A 17213-nucleotide genomic window follows, 5' to 3' on the forward strand; every position below is an offset into this window, starting at 1 on the left:
TTGGTTTTGCCTCCATTGTTCCAGATAGGGACCTCCCTGCCTTTCGATTTTAAATTAAGGAACCACCTTGAATAATCTATTGAAAAATATCGCGATTTGGGTAGCGATCGCCTTGTTGCTGATGACGGTATTTAATCAATTTACCGGCACCGGCAGAAGTAGTGGTCAAGTGGTTTACTCACAATTTATGCAAGAGGTCAGAGATGGCCGTGTTGCAAAAGTCCAAATTGATGGTCGCTCATTGCATGTGACGACCAATGAAGGTAAAAACTACGATACCTTCACGCCTTCAGACCCATGGCTGGTGTCCGATCTGCTGAAAAATAACGTGATTGTTGAAGCCAAGCCGGAAGAGCATGAGTCTATGCTCATGAGTATTTTTGTCTCCTGGTTCCCGATGGTGCTACTGATTGGCGTCTGGATTTTCTTTATGCGCCAGATGCAAGGTGGTGGCAAAGGTGGTGGTCCATTCTCGTTTGGCAAAAGCAAAGCACGTCAATTGGACGAGTCTAACAATAGCACTACCTTTGCCGATGTGGCTGGTTGCGATGAAGCCAAAGAAGAAGTTGCTGAACTGGTTGAGTTCCTCAAAGACCCTAGCAAGTTCCAGAAGCTGGGCGGCCGTATTCCACGTGGTGTATTGATGGTTGGCCCGCCAGGGACTGGTAAAACCTTGCTGGCACGCGCGATTGCCGGTGAAGCCAAAGTGCCTTTCTTCAGTATCTCCGGTTCAGACTTTGTAGAAATGTTTGTCGGTGTGGGTGCTGCGCGTGTGCGTGACATGTTTGAAACCGCCAAGAAAAACTCACCTTGTATCGTGTTTATTGACGAGATCGACGCGGTAGGTCGCCATCGTGGTGCGGGTACTGGTGGTGGTAACGATGAGCGCGAGCAAACCCTGAACCAGATGCTAGTTGAGATGGATGGCTTTGAGGCAAACTCCGGCGTGATTGTGATTGCCGCGACTAACCGTGCTGATGTGCTGGATAAAGCGCTATTACGTCCAGGTCGTTTTGACCGCCAAGTGATGGTTGGCCTGCCTGACATCAAGGGTCGCGAACAGATCTTAAACGTCCATATGCGCAAAGTGCCGAGTGATCCAGATGTCAGAGCGGATATTCTGGCCCGTGGTACACCAGGCTTTAGTGGTGCTGACCTGGCTAACCTGGTCAACGAAGCTGCGCTATTTGCAGCACGTCGCAACAAGCGCACGGTGGATATGCAGGACTTTGAAGATGCCAAAGACAAAATCTTCATGGGCCCTGAGCGCAAGTCTATGGTGATGCGTGAAGAAGAGCGTTTGAACACGGCTTATCATGAATCCGGCCATGCTGTCGTGGCCAAGTTGTTGCCAAAAGCGGATCCTGTACATAAAGTGACAATTATGCCGCGTGGCTGGGCTTTGGGCCTGACCTGGCAGTTGCCTGAGCACGACCGCATCAGCAACTACAAAGACAAAATGCTGGAAGATATTTCGATTCTGTTTGGTGGCCGTATTGCCGAAGAGATTTTCATGCATCAAATGTCTACGGGCGCGTCAAACGACTTTGAACGTGCCACTAAAATGGCACGCGATATGGTGACCAAGTTTGGTATGTCTGATAGTTTAGGCACCATGGTGTATGCCGGTAGCGAGCAGGATTCATGGATGGGCAATATGTCTTCCCGTACTGTGTCTGAAGCGACGCAGCAAAAGGTCGATGCTGAAATCCGTCGCATTCTGGATGAGCAATATGGCATTGCGCGCAAATTGCTGGAAGATAACCGCGACAAGGTTGAAGCCATGACTAAAGCCCTGATGGAGTTTGAAACCATTGATGCAGATCAGGTAAATGACATTATGGCTGGTTTGCCAGTGCGTGCGCCTAAGCCTAAAAATGGCCCAACCATCAGTTCCGGTGGCAGCGGCACAGGTCCGATGGTGAACCCGACGCCACAACCAACGGCTAAAGGCGATGACACTGAAAGTAATACCTAACATTGATTAACCGGGTATTTTGCAACCGGGCTTTCAGTTAAAATAACAAGGCTGGCATTTGCCAGCCTTTATTTTTTGGAAAATCAATCACACATGCAATTTCACTGTGGCCGCTTTCGCCTCGATTTGGATACGCCCAAGGTCATGGGGATTATCAATGTCACGCCAGACTCTTTTTCAGATGGCGGCCAGTTTAACCAGGTTGATTTCGCCGTTGCTCATGCCCTGGCCTTGATAGAGCAGGGCGCTGCGGTACTTGATATTGGCGGCGAATCGACGCGGCCGAATGCGACGCCAGTACCACTGGCAGAAGAGCTGCAACGTGTGATCCCGGTGATTGAAGCATTGATTGCGCGTGATATCCCTGTCCCTATTTCGATAGATACCTATAAACCGGAGGTCATGCGTGCCGCGATTGCCGCTGGTGCCAGCATTGTGAATGACATCCGTGGATTACAGGAAAAAGGGGCCTTGGAAGCGGTGGCTAATAGCCATGCCGGTGTCTGTATTATGCATATGCAGGGTACGCCGCAAACTATGCAGCTAGAGCCACACTATGATGATGTGGTCGCTGAAGTAAAACAGTTTTTATGCGAACAGCGAGATGCATGCCTGACTGCGGGCATTGCGCAGGATCGCATTATGCTGGACCCCGGCTTTGGTTTTGGTAAAACCCGGGCGCACAATATTGCATTGGCTAAAGCCTTGCCACAGTTGCTGGATTTACATTGCCCCTTGCTAGTTGGATTGTCACGTAAGTCAGTCTTGGGACAAATGACTGGTAATGATGTGGATGCGCGCCTGCATGCCAGTGTGGCAGCGGCGGTGATCAGTGCCATGCAAGGTGCGCATTTATTACGCGTGCATGATGTCAAAGCGACCGTTGAAGCACTCAAGGTCGTGGCAGCGTTGCAGTAAACAAACAGACAAAAGAACAAGCAAGAGAAGGATAAGAGCGATGAGTAAACAGTATTTTGGCACCGATGGTATTCGTGGTCGTGTGGGCGAATCCGTGATCACCCCGGAATTTGTGATGAAGCTGGGCTATGCCGCTGGGCGTGTACTGGCGAGCCACGAGCACTTGCCCGCGGGCAAACGCCCGACGGTGCTGATTGGTAAAGATACGCGCATTTCTGGCTATATGCTGGAGGCTTCACTTGAAGCCGGCTTGTCTGCCGCGGGTGTGGATGTGTTGCTTACCGGCCCCATGCCAACGCCTGCCGTGGCTTACCTGACGCGTGCCTTGCGTGCACAGGCCGGCATCGTGATTTCAGCTTCGCATAATCCGTATTACGATAACGGCATCAAGTTCTTCTCTGCACAGGGCACCAAGTTGCAAGATGATATTGAGCATGCGATTGAAGCCGAATTGGCTAAACCCATGCAAGTCATGGAGTCGGCGCAACTAGGCAAGGCCAAGCGCGTCGATGATGCCGCTGGCCGCTATGTAGAATTCTGTAAAAGTACCTTCCCTAACCATCTCGATTTGCGTGGTCTCAAAATCGTGTTGGATTGCGCGCATGGCGCGACTTACCACGTGGCACCGCCGGTATTCCATGAGCTAGGCGCCGATGTGATTTCTATTGGCAACCAGCCGGATGGCCTCAATATCAATGAGGGCGTGGGTTCCACGCATCCGCAGGCGTTGCAAAAAGCCGTGGTTGAGCACCAGGCGGACCTTGGCATCGCCTTTGACGGCGATGGTGACCGTGTGATGATGGTAGATGGCGCCGGGAATCTGCTGGATGGCGACCAGTTGCTGTATATCATCGCCATGGGCCTGTATGCCAAAGGCAAACTCAAGGGCGGTGTGGCAGGCACGCTCATGACCAACCTGGCATTGGAGCATGCGCTGCAAAAACACCAGATTCCGTTTGGCCGCGCTAAAGTGGGCGATCGTTATGTGCTGGAGTTATTGCAAGATAAAAACTGGAAACTGGGCGGCGAAAATTCCGGCCATATTCTCACGCTGGATAAACATACCAGTGGCGATGCCATTATTGCGGCGTTGCAAGTGCTGCAATCGGTGCGCGAAAGCGGTAAAACGTTACAGCAGTTGGGCGCAGATTTGACCTTGTACCCGCAAGTACTGATTAATGTCACTACCAAACAAAAGCTGGATTTGAACCAGGCTGCGGTGCAAACTGCGGTTAAACAGGCGGAAACCACCCTGAATGGTGAAGGCCGCGTGTTACTACGCGCTTCTGGCACCGAACCCAAAATCCGCGTCATGGTTGAAGGCTTGAACCAGGGGCTGGTGCAATCACAGGCAGAACAGCTTGCCGAGGTCATCCGCCAACTGGCTGCTTAATTTTTCGGAGATATGCATGGACACCTTTAGTCACGCTTTATGGGGGTATGGCCTGTTTGGCTTTCGCAAGAATGCTCGACCCACGTACCCCAAATTCGCTGCCCTGATGGGAGCCATGCCTGACCTGATTTCTTTCGGTGCCTTATTGTTATTGCGGGTGATAGAAGGCAATTACAGCTTCGGCAAGCCTGCACTGGCTACATTGCCCGCCTGGATTTATCCTGCCTATACCGTTGGCCATAGTTTTGTCATTGCCTTTGCCGTGATTGGCCTGGTGGCAATATGGCGCAAGGATATTGCTTTCGCCATGCTGGCCTGGCCGTTCCATATTACGCTCGACTTTCCATTTCATAGCCTGCAATACTTTGCCACGCCGATGTTCTGGCCGATCTCTGACTTCAAAGTGGACGGTATTCCCTGGTCTCACTGGTATATCTGGTGGCCGAATGTGGCCGGTATCCTCATTCTGCTGGCCTACCGTTACAAGCAAAAACGGCAAGCTCAGCGGCCATAAAAAGGCGGGCCCTGTAATGGTAGGCCAATCGTGCCCGCTTTTTTATTAAGCAGCCAGCGGCTCAGTCGCTGGGCCCTGGTAGACAGTGAGGTGTGGAAATGGAATTTCAATCTGCTGCGCATCGAATGCGTTTTTAATCCGTTTTAAATATTCACGCTTGATGGTCCATTGTTCCAAAGGTCGAACCTTCATGCGGCAGCGGATAATCACGGCAGATTCCGCCAGGTTGTCTACGCCGGCAATATCCAGTTTATCCAGTACTTTGTCCTGCAATTGCGCATCTTGCAGAATGCTGGCACCGACCTCGTGCATGATTTGCATCACCTTGGCGATATTTTCGTCATAGCCCACCCGGATATCCATCACCGCATAGGCAAAATCGCGTGAGCGGTTAGTCACAGTGGTGATCTGGCCATTGGGCACATAATGTACATTGCCTTCGTAATCACGCATCTTGATATAACGGAGTGTAATTTCTTCCACCAGGCCTGATTTATTGGCAATCTCGACCACATCATCTTTACGGATCTGGTTTTCCAGCAATAGAAAAAAGCCATTAAAGTAATCCTTGACCAGGCTTTGCGCACCAAAGCCGACCGCCAGGCCGACCACGCCTGCTGCCGCCAGCACGGGTGCGATGGAGATGCCTAATTCATGTAAGATTTCGACGATGGTAATGGCCAGAATGACGGTGGTGACGATGTAACGCAGCACCATGCTGAGTGTATTCAGGCGCTTAATCTCTTCAATATTGTCTGCGCTTCTTGCGTTCAATTTATCCCTGAGCTTCACAATCAGTTGTTTGCTGAGGCGATTGAGGCAATAGGCAACGCCGACAATGACAAAAATACGGAGCAGGGTTTTAACCAGTGCCAGCATTTCAGTCGGATTTTCGATCCCTAAATAAGTAAGCCAAGACATTGTGTTTCACATTCCTTTCGATTGATTTAAGTCGATAACCAGTAAGCGGTTAAGGGGGGGATTTCTATGCTGTCTTTATCAGTAGGCAGCGTTTGACCGCTATATAGCTCAGTCAATACCGGGGTTTTAAACAAGCCTTTTTGCCTGAATGCCTGCAAGGGAGCGCTTTGGGCGGCCGTATCAAAATTGGCAATCACCACGACTTTGGGGTGCATGCCGGTTTGCACATAACGGTGAAAAGCGAATAAATGTGGATTATCAAGTGCGATCAGTTCGCGATTGTTTAAGTCGGCAAACGCCGAAATTTCCTTGCGGATAGCAATCAGTTGCTTGATTCGGCTGAACAGGCGCTGTTGCACGGTGCCTGCTTCATTCTTAAGCGCCAATACCTCCCAATCCAGCGTTGGCCTGTGTACCCAGCGGTTATCATGCATTTTGTTCTCATCTTGCAGGTAGCTGTCATTATTCAAGGTACCGACGGCATCGCCATAATAAAGCAGCGGGATACCACCAAACGACATGATCAGGTTGTGCAGCAAGACGATAGTGAGGACAGCGTTGTCTATCGCAGCTTGGTCCTGATTGGCGAGTGCGGATTCCAGCCCGGCCAGTGAAGCGAGGGCGCCTGAAATTCTGGCATCGCCGGTTTTTTTATTGACGCCAAAAGCAAAGCCACGCGCATTGGATTCCGGGTAATGGCCAGTGTAATAATCCACCAGGAAGCGGCGGTGCGAGACGGGTTCAAACCCGGCGGCAATAATGGCCCGGTCGCTAAAGCCGAGGCCGATATCATCGTGGCAGCGCACGTAATTGAGCCAGGTCGCACGGTCCAGTTTCTCTGGCAAGTCTTCTACCCCCCTGGTGAGTAGCACGGTTTGTTTGGTGGCAACCGCGTCCCATAACAGCGCCATAAAGGTGGCGTTATAGGCGATCTCACACTCTTTGGCGTTAATGGCGTCTTCGCCAAAATACTTGATGATTTCTATCGGCGCCACAATCGCTTCGGCAATAAAAATAACCCCGGGCGCGGTGACCTGGCAACAGTCCTTGAGCAATTGCAGAATCAGGTGTGCCTCGCGCTCATTCTGGCAGCTACTGCCTATTTTCTTCCACAGAAAAGCCACTGCATCCAGGCGCAGAATATCCACGCCCTTATTGGCCCAGAATAAAATGATGTCTACCATTTCGATCAGGACCGCCGGGTTGCTGTAATTGAGGTCCCATTGATATTGGTTGAACACCGTCATCACCCATTTACCGGTGTCAGGATTCAAGGTAAAACTGCCCGGTGCATTTTCAGGAAACACTTCGGGCATGGCGGCCTCGAACATATCTGGAATGGTACGGTCAGGGTACATATAGTAATAATCCTGATACTGCTGATCGCCTAGTTTGGCCTGTTTCGCCCAGGCATGTTCATCCGAGGTGTGGTTGACCACCACGTCCAGTGTCAGCAACATGTCGGATTGTTGCATCGCCGCGATTAGCTGTTCGAGGTCTGCCATGCTGCCGTTGCGCGCGTCGATTTGCCTGAAATCGCGGACCGCGTAGCCGCCATCATTCTGTTGCTCCGGGCAGTCACAAATGGGCAAAATATGCACCAGGTTAATGCCCAGCTCTTGCAGGTAAGGTAGTTTTTCGCGCATATTGGCCAGGTTGCCGGCAAAGCCCTGGCAATACATGGCCATGCCTACCCACTTTTGTTGCATAAACCAGTCATGGTTTTTTTCGCGCTCCAGATCTTTGGCTCTTAAATGCGCTGCCCGCTGCGCGTATTGCTGCGTTAGCACGGTCACTAGCCTGCCCAGTTGGGCTTTAAAGTCTTCGCGCTGGCCATATAAGTGTTGAAACAGCGAGTGAATCGCATAAAAGTTGGCGCCCAGCCGGGTATAAAAATGCTGCCAATCTTCGCCTTTGGGTTGTTTACATTGTGTCAGGATGTCATTCAGCAAAGAATGCGAGATTTGCTCATACATAATTAAGCATCCTCCATGGCGGTTTGTTCAGGCGTAGGTTTTGGGGTTTTATTAGCGGCGACGCCAAATTTGTAATGTTGCATGCCCTCTAAAATGCCATGTGCATATTGGGCCTGGGCGAAATAAATGCGCGGCACCCCTTTGAGGTGGGTGAGGTCTTCACTGTAATTGCCAACCACTACTGCCATGGTATCGCCCACCAGCATTTCGATGTCATTGCCAGAATCACCCGAGACCAGGAAACTGGCCAATGGCAGCCCCCATTTATATGACAGGTAGCGGATGGCGTGCCCTTTGGAGGCGCGTATTGGTAACAGGTCGAGAAACTCACCGTGGGAGTAGATGATCTGCGCATGTAAGCCACGCGCATGTAAATGCTGGCTGATTTTTTCTACTGCGGGCATAGTTTGTGAGTCCACCAGGTAAGAGATTTTGAATTCCCGTTGATTGTCAGCAGTTTGCAAGCGTATGCCTGGAATCTCTTGCATGGCCTTGACCACATCGTCGCGCCGCCACAGGTGGCGGATATGATTCGCCCAGCCGATGTCCGGAATACGGCGTATACCATAGTGAATTTCGGAGCCGACCGAAGTGATCAGCACATCGGGAATCGGGATGCGATTTTTGCGCAATATATCAATAGCACTCTCTAGCGGGCGACCGGTGGCGATGCCAAAAATGGTATAGCCGACATTGTCGATTAACCATTCCACCAAGGCCTCCTGTCCGTCACGCTGACCGAGCAAGGTATTATCAATATCGGTGATAAACGCATGCTGCGCCAATGGAATTGCAGATTTGCCGCTGTGCAACGCGATCTGTTGTTTGCGCAGGTTTTTACGTTGTTTGCGCAATAAAGCGCGGACTTCTTTAACGTACTTGTTGACGTGGCCGGCCCAGGTGTAATGGCGTTTGACATTGATCACGCCGCTCTTAGACCATTTTCGCCAGCGTGGCTTGTCCGTCAGCGCCGATAACAACGCTTCGCCAATGGCATCGCTATCGAGTGTATCCACCAGTAACCCGTGATGGCAATTTGCCAGAATGTCACGCGGCCCGCCATCGTCAGGCGCAATTACCGGCAAGCCACAGGCGGCGGCTTCCAGCAAGGTCAGTCCAAACGGTTCAGTAAACGCGGCATTAATGAACATACCTCGGCTCTTGGCGGCCAGGCGATAAAGTTCAGGCACTTCTTCCTGTGCATGGCTTTTGGGGATTGCCACTTTGCCCCACAAATCATAAGTGTCAATATCCAGCAGCAACTCATTGAGTACTGCTGCCTGAGACTTTTCGAGATTTCGGATATTGTCACGACTACCAGCCACCAGTACCAGATTGGCGCGTTTTTGCAGGGCAGGGTGATTGCCATAAGCCGCAATCAGGCCCTGGATATTTTTACGCATTTCGGGTCGGCAAATACATAGAATCATCGGCTTTTTAGGATGCTCTAAAAAGCGTGCGATGCTTTGCTCAACGTTGTCTGCAATCGGCCGCCTGCCGGGTGGTGAAAAGCGCGAAGTGTCGGTGCCTGGCGGGATAACTCTGAATTTTTTAGTGTCTGGTTGCGCATACATGCCATATTGCAGTTCAACCTCCTGGCGCGTACTGGTCACGATCATGGAGGCGTGCTGTATCAGCGCTTCCTCTTCGGCAATGCGCCGCTCAAAGTTAAACTGTTTTTCAATATTGGTGGCTTTGCGGCCACTGGAGAGTAATTTTTCCTGTTTGGGTTTACCCAGCGAATGCCCCGTGTGAATTTGCGGGATACCCAGCAACATGGAGAGCTGGCGGCCGACGTATCCGGCATCGGCATAATGCGAGTGAATCACGTCCGGCAAGCGACCTTGCTGGCGCAAATAATGCAGGCAGCGATCCACCATCTGGTCCAGGTGCGGCCACAAGGTCTCCTTGCGCATATAGCGTTTGGGGCCACATGGGAAACGAATAATGCGGGCATGATCACTCAGTTTTTCTTCAGCCTGCGTATAGTCTGGCGATACCTGTGGGTCTTCAATCAGGCGTGTCATCAAATCGACTTTGCCCACTTCAGGGTGTTCAGCCAGCGCTTTGGCTAAATCCAGCACATAAGTACACTGGCCGCCGGTATCGGCATCGACACCAAGTTCAAGTGCTTCGCCCCTGATCAGGCCGTGGACACTGATAAGGAGTACATATAACTGATCTGTTTTTTGTTCAAGTTTTGCGCGCATAGTTACCTGACTGCTTATGAAGGTAGGGCAGACAAGTACGCCACTGGCTTACTTGCCAAAGACCGTATGCGAAGGTGCGATAGTCAGATTGACAGCGGTGTTTGCTGCCTGAGCCGTGCTTATGTCACACGCTTACACATTAAAAAGCTCTGTTAAACCTGACACCTTCATGGCAGGTAAGTTTATTTTCTGCTTGTAGGAATTGTCTGAAAATGAAAAAGCCCTGCAAATACGGCAGGGCTTTTTGAAGGTGGGGTGATGAGATTACAGCGCTAGCATTGCTGGCCTGTGGCAAAAAATACGCCACCGGCAATATGGTGCACCGTGCGTAATGCATCATGGCCATCAAAGTGCCAGCGGCCATCAGAAAACACGCGCTCGTCGGCATGCGCCGCCACGACTTCGGCGATAAATAAATCGTAAGTATTCTGATTGTGTGGCTCAGAGATGATTTTGCATTCCAGCCAGCCGACACAGCCTTGTACCAGCGGGGCGCTGATTTCCTTTGCAGCAAAAGTTGCTATGCCATATTCGGCAAACTTGTCCGTGCGAGGCAAATCGCGACCACTGATCGCGCCGACTTTTTTGACCATCTCAATCTGTTGCACGCTGGGCAGATTAATGGCAAAAGTACCTTCTGCCTCCATCAACTCGCGCGTATAGGTGTTACGATCAATCACTACCGTGACTTTTGCCGGGTTAAAGTCCAGGGCACACACCCAGGCTGCTGCCATAATGTTGTTTTGGCCAGCATGGGCTGAGGTAATCAGGGTGGTCGGGCCGTGATTTAACAGTCGAAATGCTTTTGATAAGTCTACTGGTTGCATCACAACGCTTACTTCTGCCAGTTATCTTTTAGCGTTACTGTTCTGTTAAATACCGGTTTGCCAGCAATACTGTCTTTGCGGTCAGCGACAAAATAACCGTGGCGTTCAAACTGGTAAATATCCCCTGCGTGCGCGTCTTGCGCACCTTGTTCCAATTGCGCAGTAATGGTGGTCACTGAGTTCGGGTTAATGTCATCCAAAAAGTCTCTGTCACCGCTACCCGGATGTGCATCTTTAAACAGACGGTCATACAGGCGAATTTCTGCGGTGTAGGCATGTGCAGCGCTCACCCAGTGGATATTGCCTTTGACCTTGACGCTGTCTGAACCCGGTGTGCCGGATTTTGTATCTGGCAGGTATTCGCAATGCACGGTGGTGACGTTGCCCGCGGCATCTTTTTCACAGCTGATGCATTTGACTACGTAGCCGTAGCGCAGGCGCACCATATTGCCCGGGAACAGGCGGAAATAACCTTTGCTTGGCTCTTCCATAAAGTCTTCGCGCTCAATCCACAACTCTTTGGAAAGTTTGACCACGCGTTTACCCAAATCCGGTTTTTGCGGATGATTAGGCGCGTAGCAGTCTTCTTCCTGACTTTCAGGATAATTGTCGATGACCAGTTTGATTGGGTCGAGTACGCCGATTTTGCGTGGTGCAGATTCGTTGAGCACTTCGCGCATGCAGTCCTCGAGGATGCTGTAATCAATCCAGGAGTCAGCCTTGGAGACGCCGATACGATCAGTAAACAGCTTAAAGCCTTCTGGCGTGTAGCCGCGACGACGCGCACCGGCCAGGGTGGGCAGGCGTGGGTCATCCCAGCCTGATACATGTTTTTCTTCCACCAGTTGAATCAGTTTACGTTTGGAGAGCACCACATAAGTCAGGTTTAAACGCGCAAACTCATACTGGTAAGGCACCGGGTTGGCCAGCAGGTTTGCTTCGACCAGGCGTGCCATCAGCCAGTCGTAGAATGGGCGTTGGTCTTCAAATTCCAGCGTACAGATGGAGTGGGTGATCTGCTCCAGCGCATCTTCAATCGGGTGCGCGAAGGTGTACATTGGGTAGATGCACCATTGGTCACCGGTGTTATGGTGATGCGCACGGCGGATACGGTAAATGGCCGGATCGCGCATATTGATGTTAGGCGAGGCCATATCAATTTTGGCGCGTAAAATCATGCTGCCATCGGCATGTTTGCCATCGCGCATTTCGCGGAAAATACGCAGGTTGTCTTCAACACTACGGTTGCGGAACGGCGAATCTTTACCAGGCTCGGTCAAGGTGCCACGGTTAATACGCATATCCTCGGCGCTTTGTTCATCCACATAGGCGTGGCCATGCTGGATCAGCGCTTCAGCCGCTTGGTACATCACGTTGAAATAATCTGACGCAAAGTACAGATTCGTTTCTTTGTTGCCGTTAGGCGTGGCATTGTCCCAGCCAAAGCCCAGCCATTGCACCATGTCAGAGATGCTGTCTACATACTCCTGGCTTTCTTTCTCAGGGTTGGTATCGTCAAAGCGCAAGTGGCAAACACCGTTGTAATCACGTGCCAGGCCAAAGTTTAAAAAGATCGATTTGGCGTGACCAATATGCAGGTAACCGTTAGGCTCGGGCGGAAAACGTGTACGGATTTTGGCAAAATCTACCTGGCCGCTGGCCTGATGTTTTGCATCACCGGGCGAGCCCGCCCATTTTTTGCTCGCATATTTGTTTTCTGCGAGGTCTTTATCAATCACGGCACGGATAAAGTTGGAGGCGGCTGGAATCGGTTCTTTTTCTGTCGACATGGCGGTTCTTGAAGTTTCTAAAGTATGTCTATTTTACACGCTTCGTGCTGTGCCCCAAAACGCTTAATGCACTGTATTTCAAGCCTTGATCGACCGGCGGCACAAGGCGGATATGCTACACTGCGGGCTATGATTAAAGCCCTTGATGCACTTAAAACAGTCATTCGATGAACAAACTGGCATTCCCGATATTGGCCGTACTGGCCGATGGCAAGTTTCACTCTGGCGAGACGCTTGCGCAACGCTTTGGCGTGACGCGGGCGACTGTTTATAACGCGATTCAATCAGTAGAAGCATTGGGCATTACCGTATTCTCCGTGCGCGGGCGCGGCTACCGCCTGCCCAAGGCGGTGACTTTGCTGGATGTGGATGCCATCGTGCAGGCCTGCGGCGAATATGCGCCGTGGTTTCATGTGCAGGTGCTGGCGCAGGTGGATTCAACCAACCGTTATTTAATGCAGGAAAGCGCACGGGGAATCGCGCACGCCACTTGTGTCGCTGCCCATATCCAGACCGCCGGGCGTGGGCGTCGTGGCCGTACCTGGGTATCACAGTTGGGGGGTAGCGTGACCTTCTCACTGTTATGGCGCTTTCAGTGTGGTGCTGCTGGCTTGTCTGGCCTTAGCCTGGTGGTTGGTCTGGCGCTGGTGCGCGCCTTGCACTCATTTGGCCTGACGGATGTGCAGCTAAAATGGCCGAATGATTTGCTGGTACAGCATCAGGGACAATGGCACAAGTTGGGCGGTATTCTGATTGAGCTGCAAGGCGATATGGAAGGCCCAAGCGCAGCAGTGATTGGTATTGGCCTGAATCTGGAGGTCGCGCCTGAGATGAGGCTGAATATTGATCAGCCGGTGTTAGGTCTGAATGCGTTATCTGCACAGGCGTTGGACCCGAATCTATTGCTGGGACGCTGTCTCAGCCAGCTTGCCATACACTTAAACCAGTTTGCTGAACAAGGGTTTGCCTATTTTCAACGCGAGTGGACAACATATCATGCATTTCATCAGCAGCCGGTCAATTTGTTGCTGGCCAATGGCCAGACGATTCCTGGTCAGGTGCTGGGGGTAGCCGAAGAAGGCAGTTTGCTGGTAGAAACCGCTACTGGCCAACAACGTTTTAATGCCGGTGAAATCAGTGTGCGGAGTGCAGCGTGAAGTTATTGAACGCGAAGTTATTGATTGACGCAGGCAATACGCGCACCAAATGGGCCTGGTGCCCAGTGGATGCATCGCATGCATCCACTGTATGGCAGGTGCATACATTAGATCATCAACAGTGGTTGCAGGCGGATGTGGAGGCCCAACGGTTGTTGCAGGCGATTGAGCAGGCCGAGCAGGTCTGGCTGAGTAATGTGGCTGGGTCAGATTGGTTGCAACGCTTACCTGCACTTGGTGATCAATTGCATCTGGTGCAATCACAGGCTTCTGCGCTGGGTGTGCAAAATGCGTATGAGCAGCCTTCGCAACTGGGTAGTGATCGCTGGTGCAGCATGCTCGCTGTTTGGCAGCAGTTTGGTCGGCCAACCCTGATCGTTACTGCGGGGACGGCGATGACAATCGATGCGCTAGTGGTGAATAAGGCTGGGGCCAGGTTTGCTGGTGGTACCATACAACCTGGTTTGCGTTTGATGTGGCAAAGTTTGCAGCAAGGGGCGGCGCAGCTGGATTATGCTTATCCCCTTGAACGTGATGCGCTGCCAGGCTTTGCACAAGAAAGTCGGCAGGCAATGTGGATGGGTTGCATGCAGGCACTGGCAGCCTCAGTCTCTGCGCAGTTTGAGCGCATGTTACCTTTGGTCGATTCAGTGCCTTTATTGGTACTCACTGGCGGTGATGCGCAGTTATTACATCAATATTTGCCGGGCACATTGTCAGCGCAGGCGATTATTGTGGATAATCTGGTTTTAAAGGGGTTGGCCTGCCTGGCTAAAAATACAGACGAATGAAAAGCGCACAATAATGAAAAGACTATTCTGGATATTGCTGTTAGCCAACGTGGCGGTGTTTGCTTATTTCAAGCATGACGCATCGCTGTCGGCAGTCAGCAGCCTTAAGCCTGAGATACATCCCGAACAGATAAAATTACTCAGTGCACAAGCATTGGCGTCTTATCCTAAGCGTACGGTGGCGGTGGTATCTACTCCTGAGCCTGTTTTACAGCCTGAGGCAGTTGCGGCAAGCAACTCACCGGTCATGGCGTCTAATTTATCCAAAGCAGACATCAAAGCGCCAGAAGCCAAAGTCGCTGAGGTCAAACCTGTGGATACTAAGTCCTCTGAAGCCAGGCCTTCCGAAACCAAGCCTGCAGAGAAGCTGCCTGCCGACAAAACTCCTCTGGTAAAGCCAGCGGAAACACATGCGGTAGTCCAGACTGCGTGTTACGAGTGGAGCGGCTTTAATATGGCGCGTGTGACTGAAGCCGCCAGTTTGGCACAGCAGATGAGTATTAAAACGCAAACCAATATGACCAGCAGCGGCCAGGAGAGCGTGCGCTACTGGATTTACAAGCCACCTTTGGCCACCGCAGAAGCTGCACAAACCAAAGCTGATGAATTGCGCAAACTGGGCGTTGAAGATTTCTTTATTGTGCAAGACGATCCTAAATGGCGTAACGCCATCTCATTTGGCGTATTCCGTGATGAAAAACTGGCAGACAAACTCATGGCCGACCTGAAAAATAAGGGCGTGAAACTATTGATTAAGGCGACGCGCAATGGCGGGCAGGCGGTCATCAAGCTACAGCAAGTGTCACCACAACAGTTCGCCAGTTTGCAGAAATCCCGCTCGCATTTTCCGGATAGTGTATTAAAAGAGATTCCTTGCCAGTAATCATGGAATGACTCAAACAAAAAGCCCGCAATTGCGGGCTTTTTGTTGTACTGCGCAATTTCAAACTTAACGCTTTTTCGGCGGCAACATATCGGTAATGGTGCCTTCTTTAAGCTCTGCGGCAAAGCAAACAGTTTCAGACAGCGTAGGGTGGGCGTGAATGGTCAGGCCCAGGTCATGCGCGTCCGCGCCCATTTCAATCGCCAGTACAGCTTCAGCCAGCAATTCACCGGCGTTGATGCCGACAATGCCTGCGCCAATAACGCGATGTGTATCTTTATCAAAAATGAGCTTGGTAGCACCTTCGGTGCGGGCAATCGATAATGCGCGACCACTGGCTGCCCATGGGAAGCTGGCTTTTTCGATCTCAATGCCTTTGGCCTTGGCTTCTGTTTCGGTTAAGCCCACCCAGGCGATTTCAGGGTCGGTGTAAGCGACAGATGGAATCACGCTGGCAACAAATTCAACTTTATGGCCGGCGATCACTTCAGCAGCCACTTTGGCTTCATGCGTCGCTTTGTGCGCCAGCATGGGTTGGCCGACAATGTCGCCAATGGCGAAAATGTGAGGCACATTGGTGCGCATTTGTTTGTCGACGGCAATAAAGCCACGCTCATCCACAATTACACCGGCATTTTCTGCACCGATGTTCTTACCGTTTGGACGGCGGCCAATGGAAACCAGCACGCGGTCGTATTTCTGTGTTTCTTTCGGCGCGTTGGCGCCTTCAAAATCGACATAAATGCCGTCTGCTTTGGCTTCCAGTTTAGACACTTTAGTCGAGACTAAAATACTTTCGAAACGTTTTTCCATACGCTTTTGCAATGGGCGTACCAGGTCACGGTCTGCACCTGGAATCAGGCCGTCCATAAACTCGACCACACTGACCTTGCTGCCTAGTGCGTCATACACCGTGCCCATTTCCAGGCCGATAATGCCGCCGCCAATCACCAGCATACGTTTTGGGATGTCAGCCAATGCGAGTGCACCTGTCGAATCCATAATGCGTTCGTCTTCTGGCGCGCCAGGGAATTTAGTCGCTTGTGAACCGGCCGCGATAATCGCGTTTTCAAAGCCAACCACAGTGACTTTGCCGTCAGCCGCGGTCACCGCAATCTGGTGAGGGCTGGTGAATTGACCAACGCCACTGACGACGGTCACACCACGCATTTTAGCCATTTGTGCCAGGCCGCCAGTGAGCTTGCCGACCACGTCGTTGGCTTTCCAGTTACGCAGTTTGTCTAGGTCGATGTTCGGTTGGCCGAAACTCAGGCCGTGATGTTCGGTTTCTTCGGCTTCGGTAATCACTTTTGCTGTATGCAACAGGGCTTTGGATGGGATGCAGCCAACGTTCAGGCACACACCGCCCAGGGTTGGATAGCGCTCAACCAGCACGACTTTCAAGCCCAAGTCCGCCGCACGGAAAGCAGCGGTATAGCCGCCTGGGCCTGAACCGAGGACCATGACCTGACAGCTTACGTCATTGTTGCCTGTTGCAGCCGCTGGAGCGGGTGCAACAGGTGCGCTTGTTTGTGCTACTGGGGCGGCAGTTGCCTCCACGGCTGCAGGCTTCGATTCAGCTGTCGCGGCCTGGGCACTTTCTACCACTAAAATCAGGCTGCCTTTGGCGACCTTGTCACCGACTGCAACTTTGAGCTCTTTAACGACACCCGCGTGTGAAGAGGGGATGTCCATGGAAGCTTTATCAGATTCTACCGTGATCAGTGAATCCTCTTTGGCGATGGTGTCACCCACGGCCACCAGCACTTCGATGACATCGACGCTGTCAAAATTGCCGATATCCGGCACCAATATTTCAACCATTTGACTCATGAAAACCTTATATTCCGATTAG

At 51.6% G+C, this 17213-nt stretch carries 13 protein-coding genes; 7 read left to right on the plus strand and 6 right to left on the minus strand.

All coding sequences use genetic code 11. The annotated features are described in order from the left end of the window. Window positions 1-67: 67 nt before the first annotated feature. From ftsH to GQ52_RS10050, 4 genes are all read left to right on the plus strand, one after another. Window positions 68-1978, plus strand: a complete 1911-nt coding sequence (gene ftsH, locus GQ52_RS10035) for an ATP-dependent zinc metalloprotease FtsH (protein WP_019882768.1) — start codon at window positions 68-70, stop codon at window positions 1976-1978. Between the two features lie 93 nt (window positions 1979-2071). Then, window positions 2072-2896, plus strand: a complete 825-nt coding sequence (gene folP, locus GQ52_RS10040; RefSeq protein ID WP_047517339.1) for a dihydropteroate synthase — start codon at window positions 2072-2074, stop codon at window positions 2894-2896. A 40-nt stretch (window positions 2897-2936) separates the two neighbouring features. Then, a complete protein-coding gene (gene glmM / locus GQ52_RS10045) occupies window positions 2937-4289 on the plus strand; it encodes a phosphoglucosamine mutase (protein ID WP_047517340.1) in 1353 nt (450 codons plus the stop codon). Between the two features lie 16 nt (window positions 4290-4305). Beyond that, window positions 4306-4803 carry a hypothetical protein gene (locus tag GQ52_RS10050; RefSeq protein WP_024929133.1) on the plus strand — a complete coding sequence of 166 codons (498 nt, stop codon included), beginning with the start codon at window positions 4306-4308 and terminating at the stop codon, window positions 4801-4803. Between the two features lie 45 nt (window positions 4804-4848). Here the strand turns inward: GQ52_RS10050 and GQ52_RS10055 are convergent, their stop codons facing one another. The 5 genes from GQ52_RS10055 to GQ52_RS10075 all read right to left on the minus strand — a co-directional run bounded on the left by GQ52_RS10055 (window position 4849) and on the right by GQ52_RS10075 (window position 12527). Continuing rightward, window positions 4849-5724: a mechanosensitive ion channel family protein gene (locus GQ52_RS10055; protein WP_047517341.1), complete on the minus strand. Its 876-nt coding sequence runs from the start codon at window positions 5722-5724 to the stop codon at window positions 4849-4851. Window positions 5725-5750: 26 nt separating this feature from the next. Further along, the gene (locus GQ52_RS10060) at window positions 5751-7700 is read right to left on the minus strand and encodes an alpha-amylase family protein (RefSeq protein WP_047517342.1); all 1950 of its coding nucleotides are present in this window, start codon (window positions 7698-7700) and stop codon (window positions 5751-5753) included. A gap of 2 nt (window positions 7701-7702) precedes the next feature. Continuing rightward, the gene (locus GQ52_RS10065; protein ID WP_047517345.1) at window positions 7703-9910 is read right to left on the minus strand and encodes an HAD-IIB family hydrolase; all 2208 of its coding nucleotides are present in this window, start codon (window positions 9908-9910) and stop codon (window positions 7703-7705) included. Window positions 9911-10182: 272 nt separating this feature from the next. After that, the gene (locus GQ52_RS10070; protein WP_047517348.1) at window positions 10183-10737 is read right to left on the minus strand and encodes a flavin reductase family protein; all 555 of its coding nucleotides are present in this window, start codon (window positions 10735-10737) and stop codon (window positions 10183-10185) included. Between the two features lie 8 nt (window positions 10738-10745). Then, entirely contained in the window at window positions 10746-12527 is a 1782-nt protein-coding gene (locus GQ52_RS10075; RefSeq protein WP_047517351.1) for a glutamine--tRNA ligase/YqeY domain fusion protein, read from the minus strand. A 167-nt stretch (window positions 12528-12694) separates the two neighbouring features. On the opposite strand from GQ52_RS10075, the gene GQ52_RS10080 reads away from it, so the two are divergent. From GQ52_RS10080 to GQ52_RS10090, 3 genes are read left to right on the plus strand one after another with little or no spacing between them, the layout of a single operon-like run. Continuing rightward, the gene (locus tag GQ52_RS10080; protein WP_047517354.1) at window positions 12695-13684 is read left to right on the plus strand and encodes a biotin--[acetyl-CoA-carboxylase] ligase; all 990 of its coding nucleotides are present in this window, start codon (window positions 12695-12697) and stop codon (window positions 13682-13684) included. Next, window positions 13681-14475 (plus strand): type III pantothenate kinase, encoded by a 795-nt coding sequence (locus tag GQ52_RS10085; protein ID WP_235273131.1) that lies wholly within the window; start codon window positions 13681-13683, stop codon window positions 14473-14475. Before GQ52_RS10080 ends, GQ52_RS10085 begins: the two co-directional genes overlap by 4 nt. A 13-nt stretch (window positions 14476-14488) precedes the next feature. Beyond that, the gene (locus GQ52_RS10090; RefSeq protein WP_047517355.1) at window positions 14489-15358 is read left to right on the plus strand and encodes an SPOR domain-containing protein; all 870 of its coding nucleotides are present in this window, start codon (window positions 14489-14491) and stop codon (window positions 15356-15358) included. A gap of 66 nt (window positions 15359-15424) precedes the next feature. Here GQ52_RS10090 and lpdA read toward each other — a convergent pair whose 3' ends face one another. Next, window positions 15425-17191, minus strand: a complete 1767-nt coding sequence (lpdA, locus tag GQ52_RS10095; RefSeq protein WP_047517357.1) for a dihydrolipoyl dehydrogenase — start codon at window positions 17189-17191, stop codon at window positions 15425-15427. Window positions 17192-17213: the final 22 nt, after the last annotated feature.

Source organism: Methylophilus sp. Q8 (genome assembly GCF_000800115.1).
In the GTDB taxonomy this organism is placed as follows: Bacteria; Pseudomonadota; Gammaproteobacteria; order Burkholderiales; family Methylophilaceae; genus Methylophilus.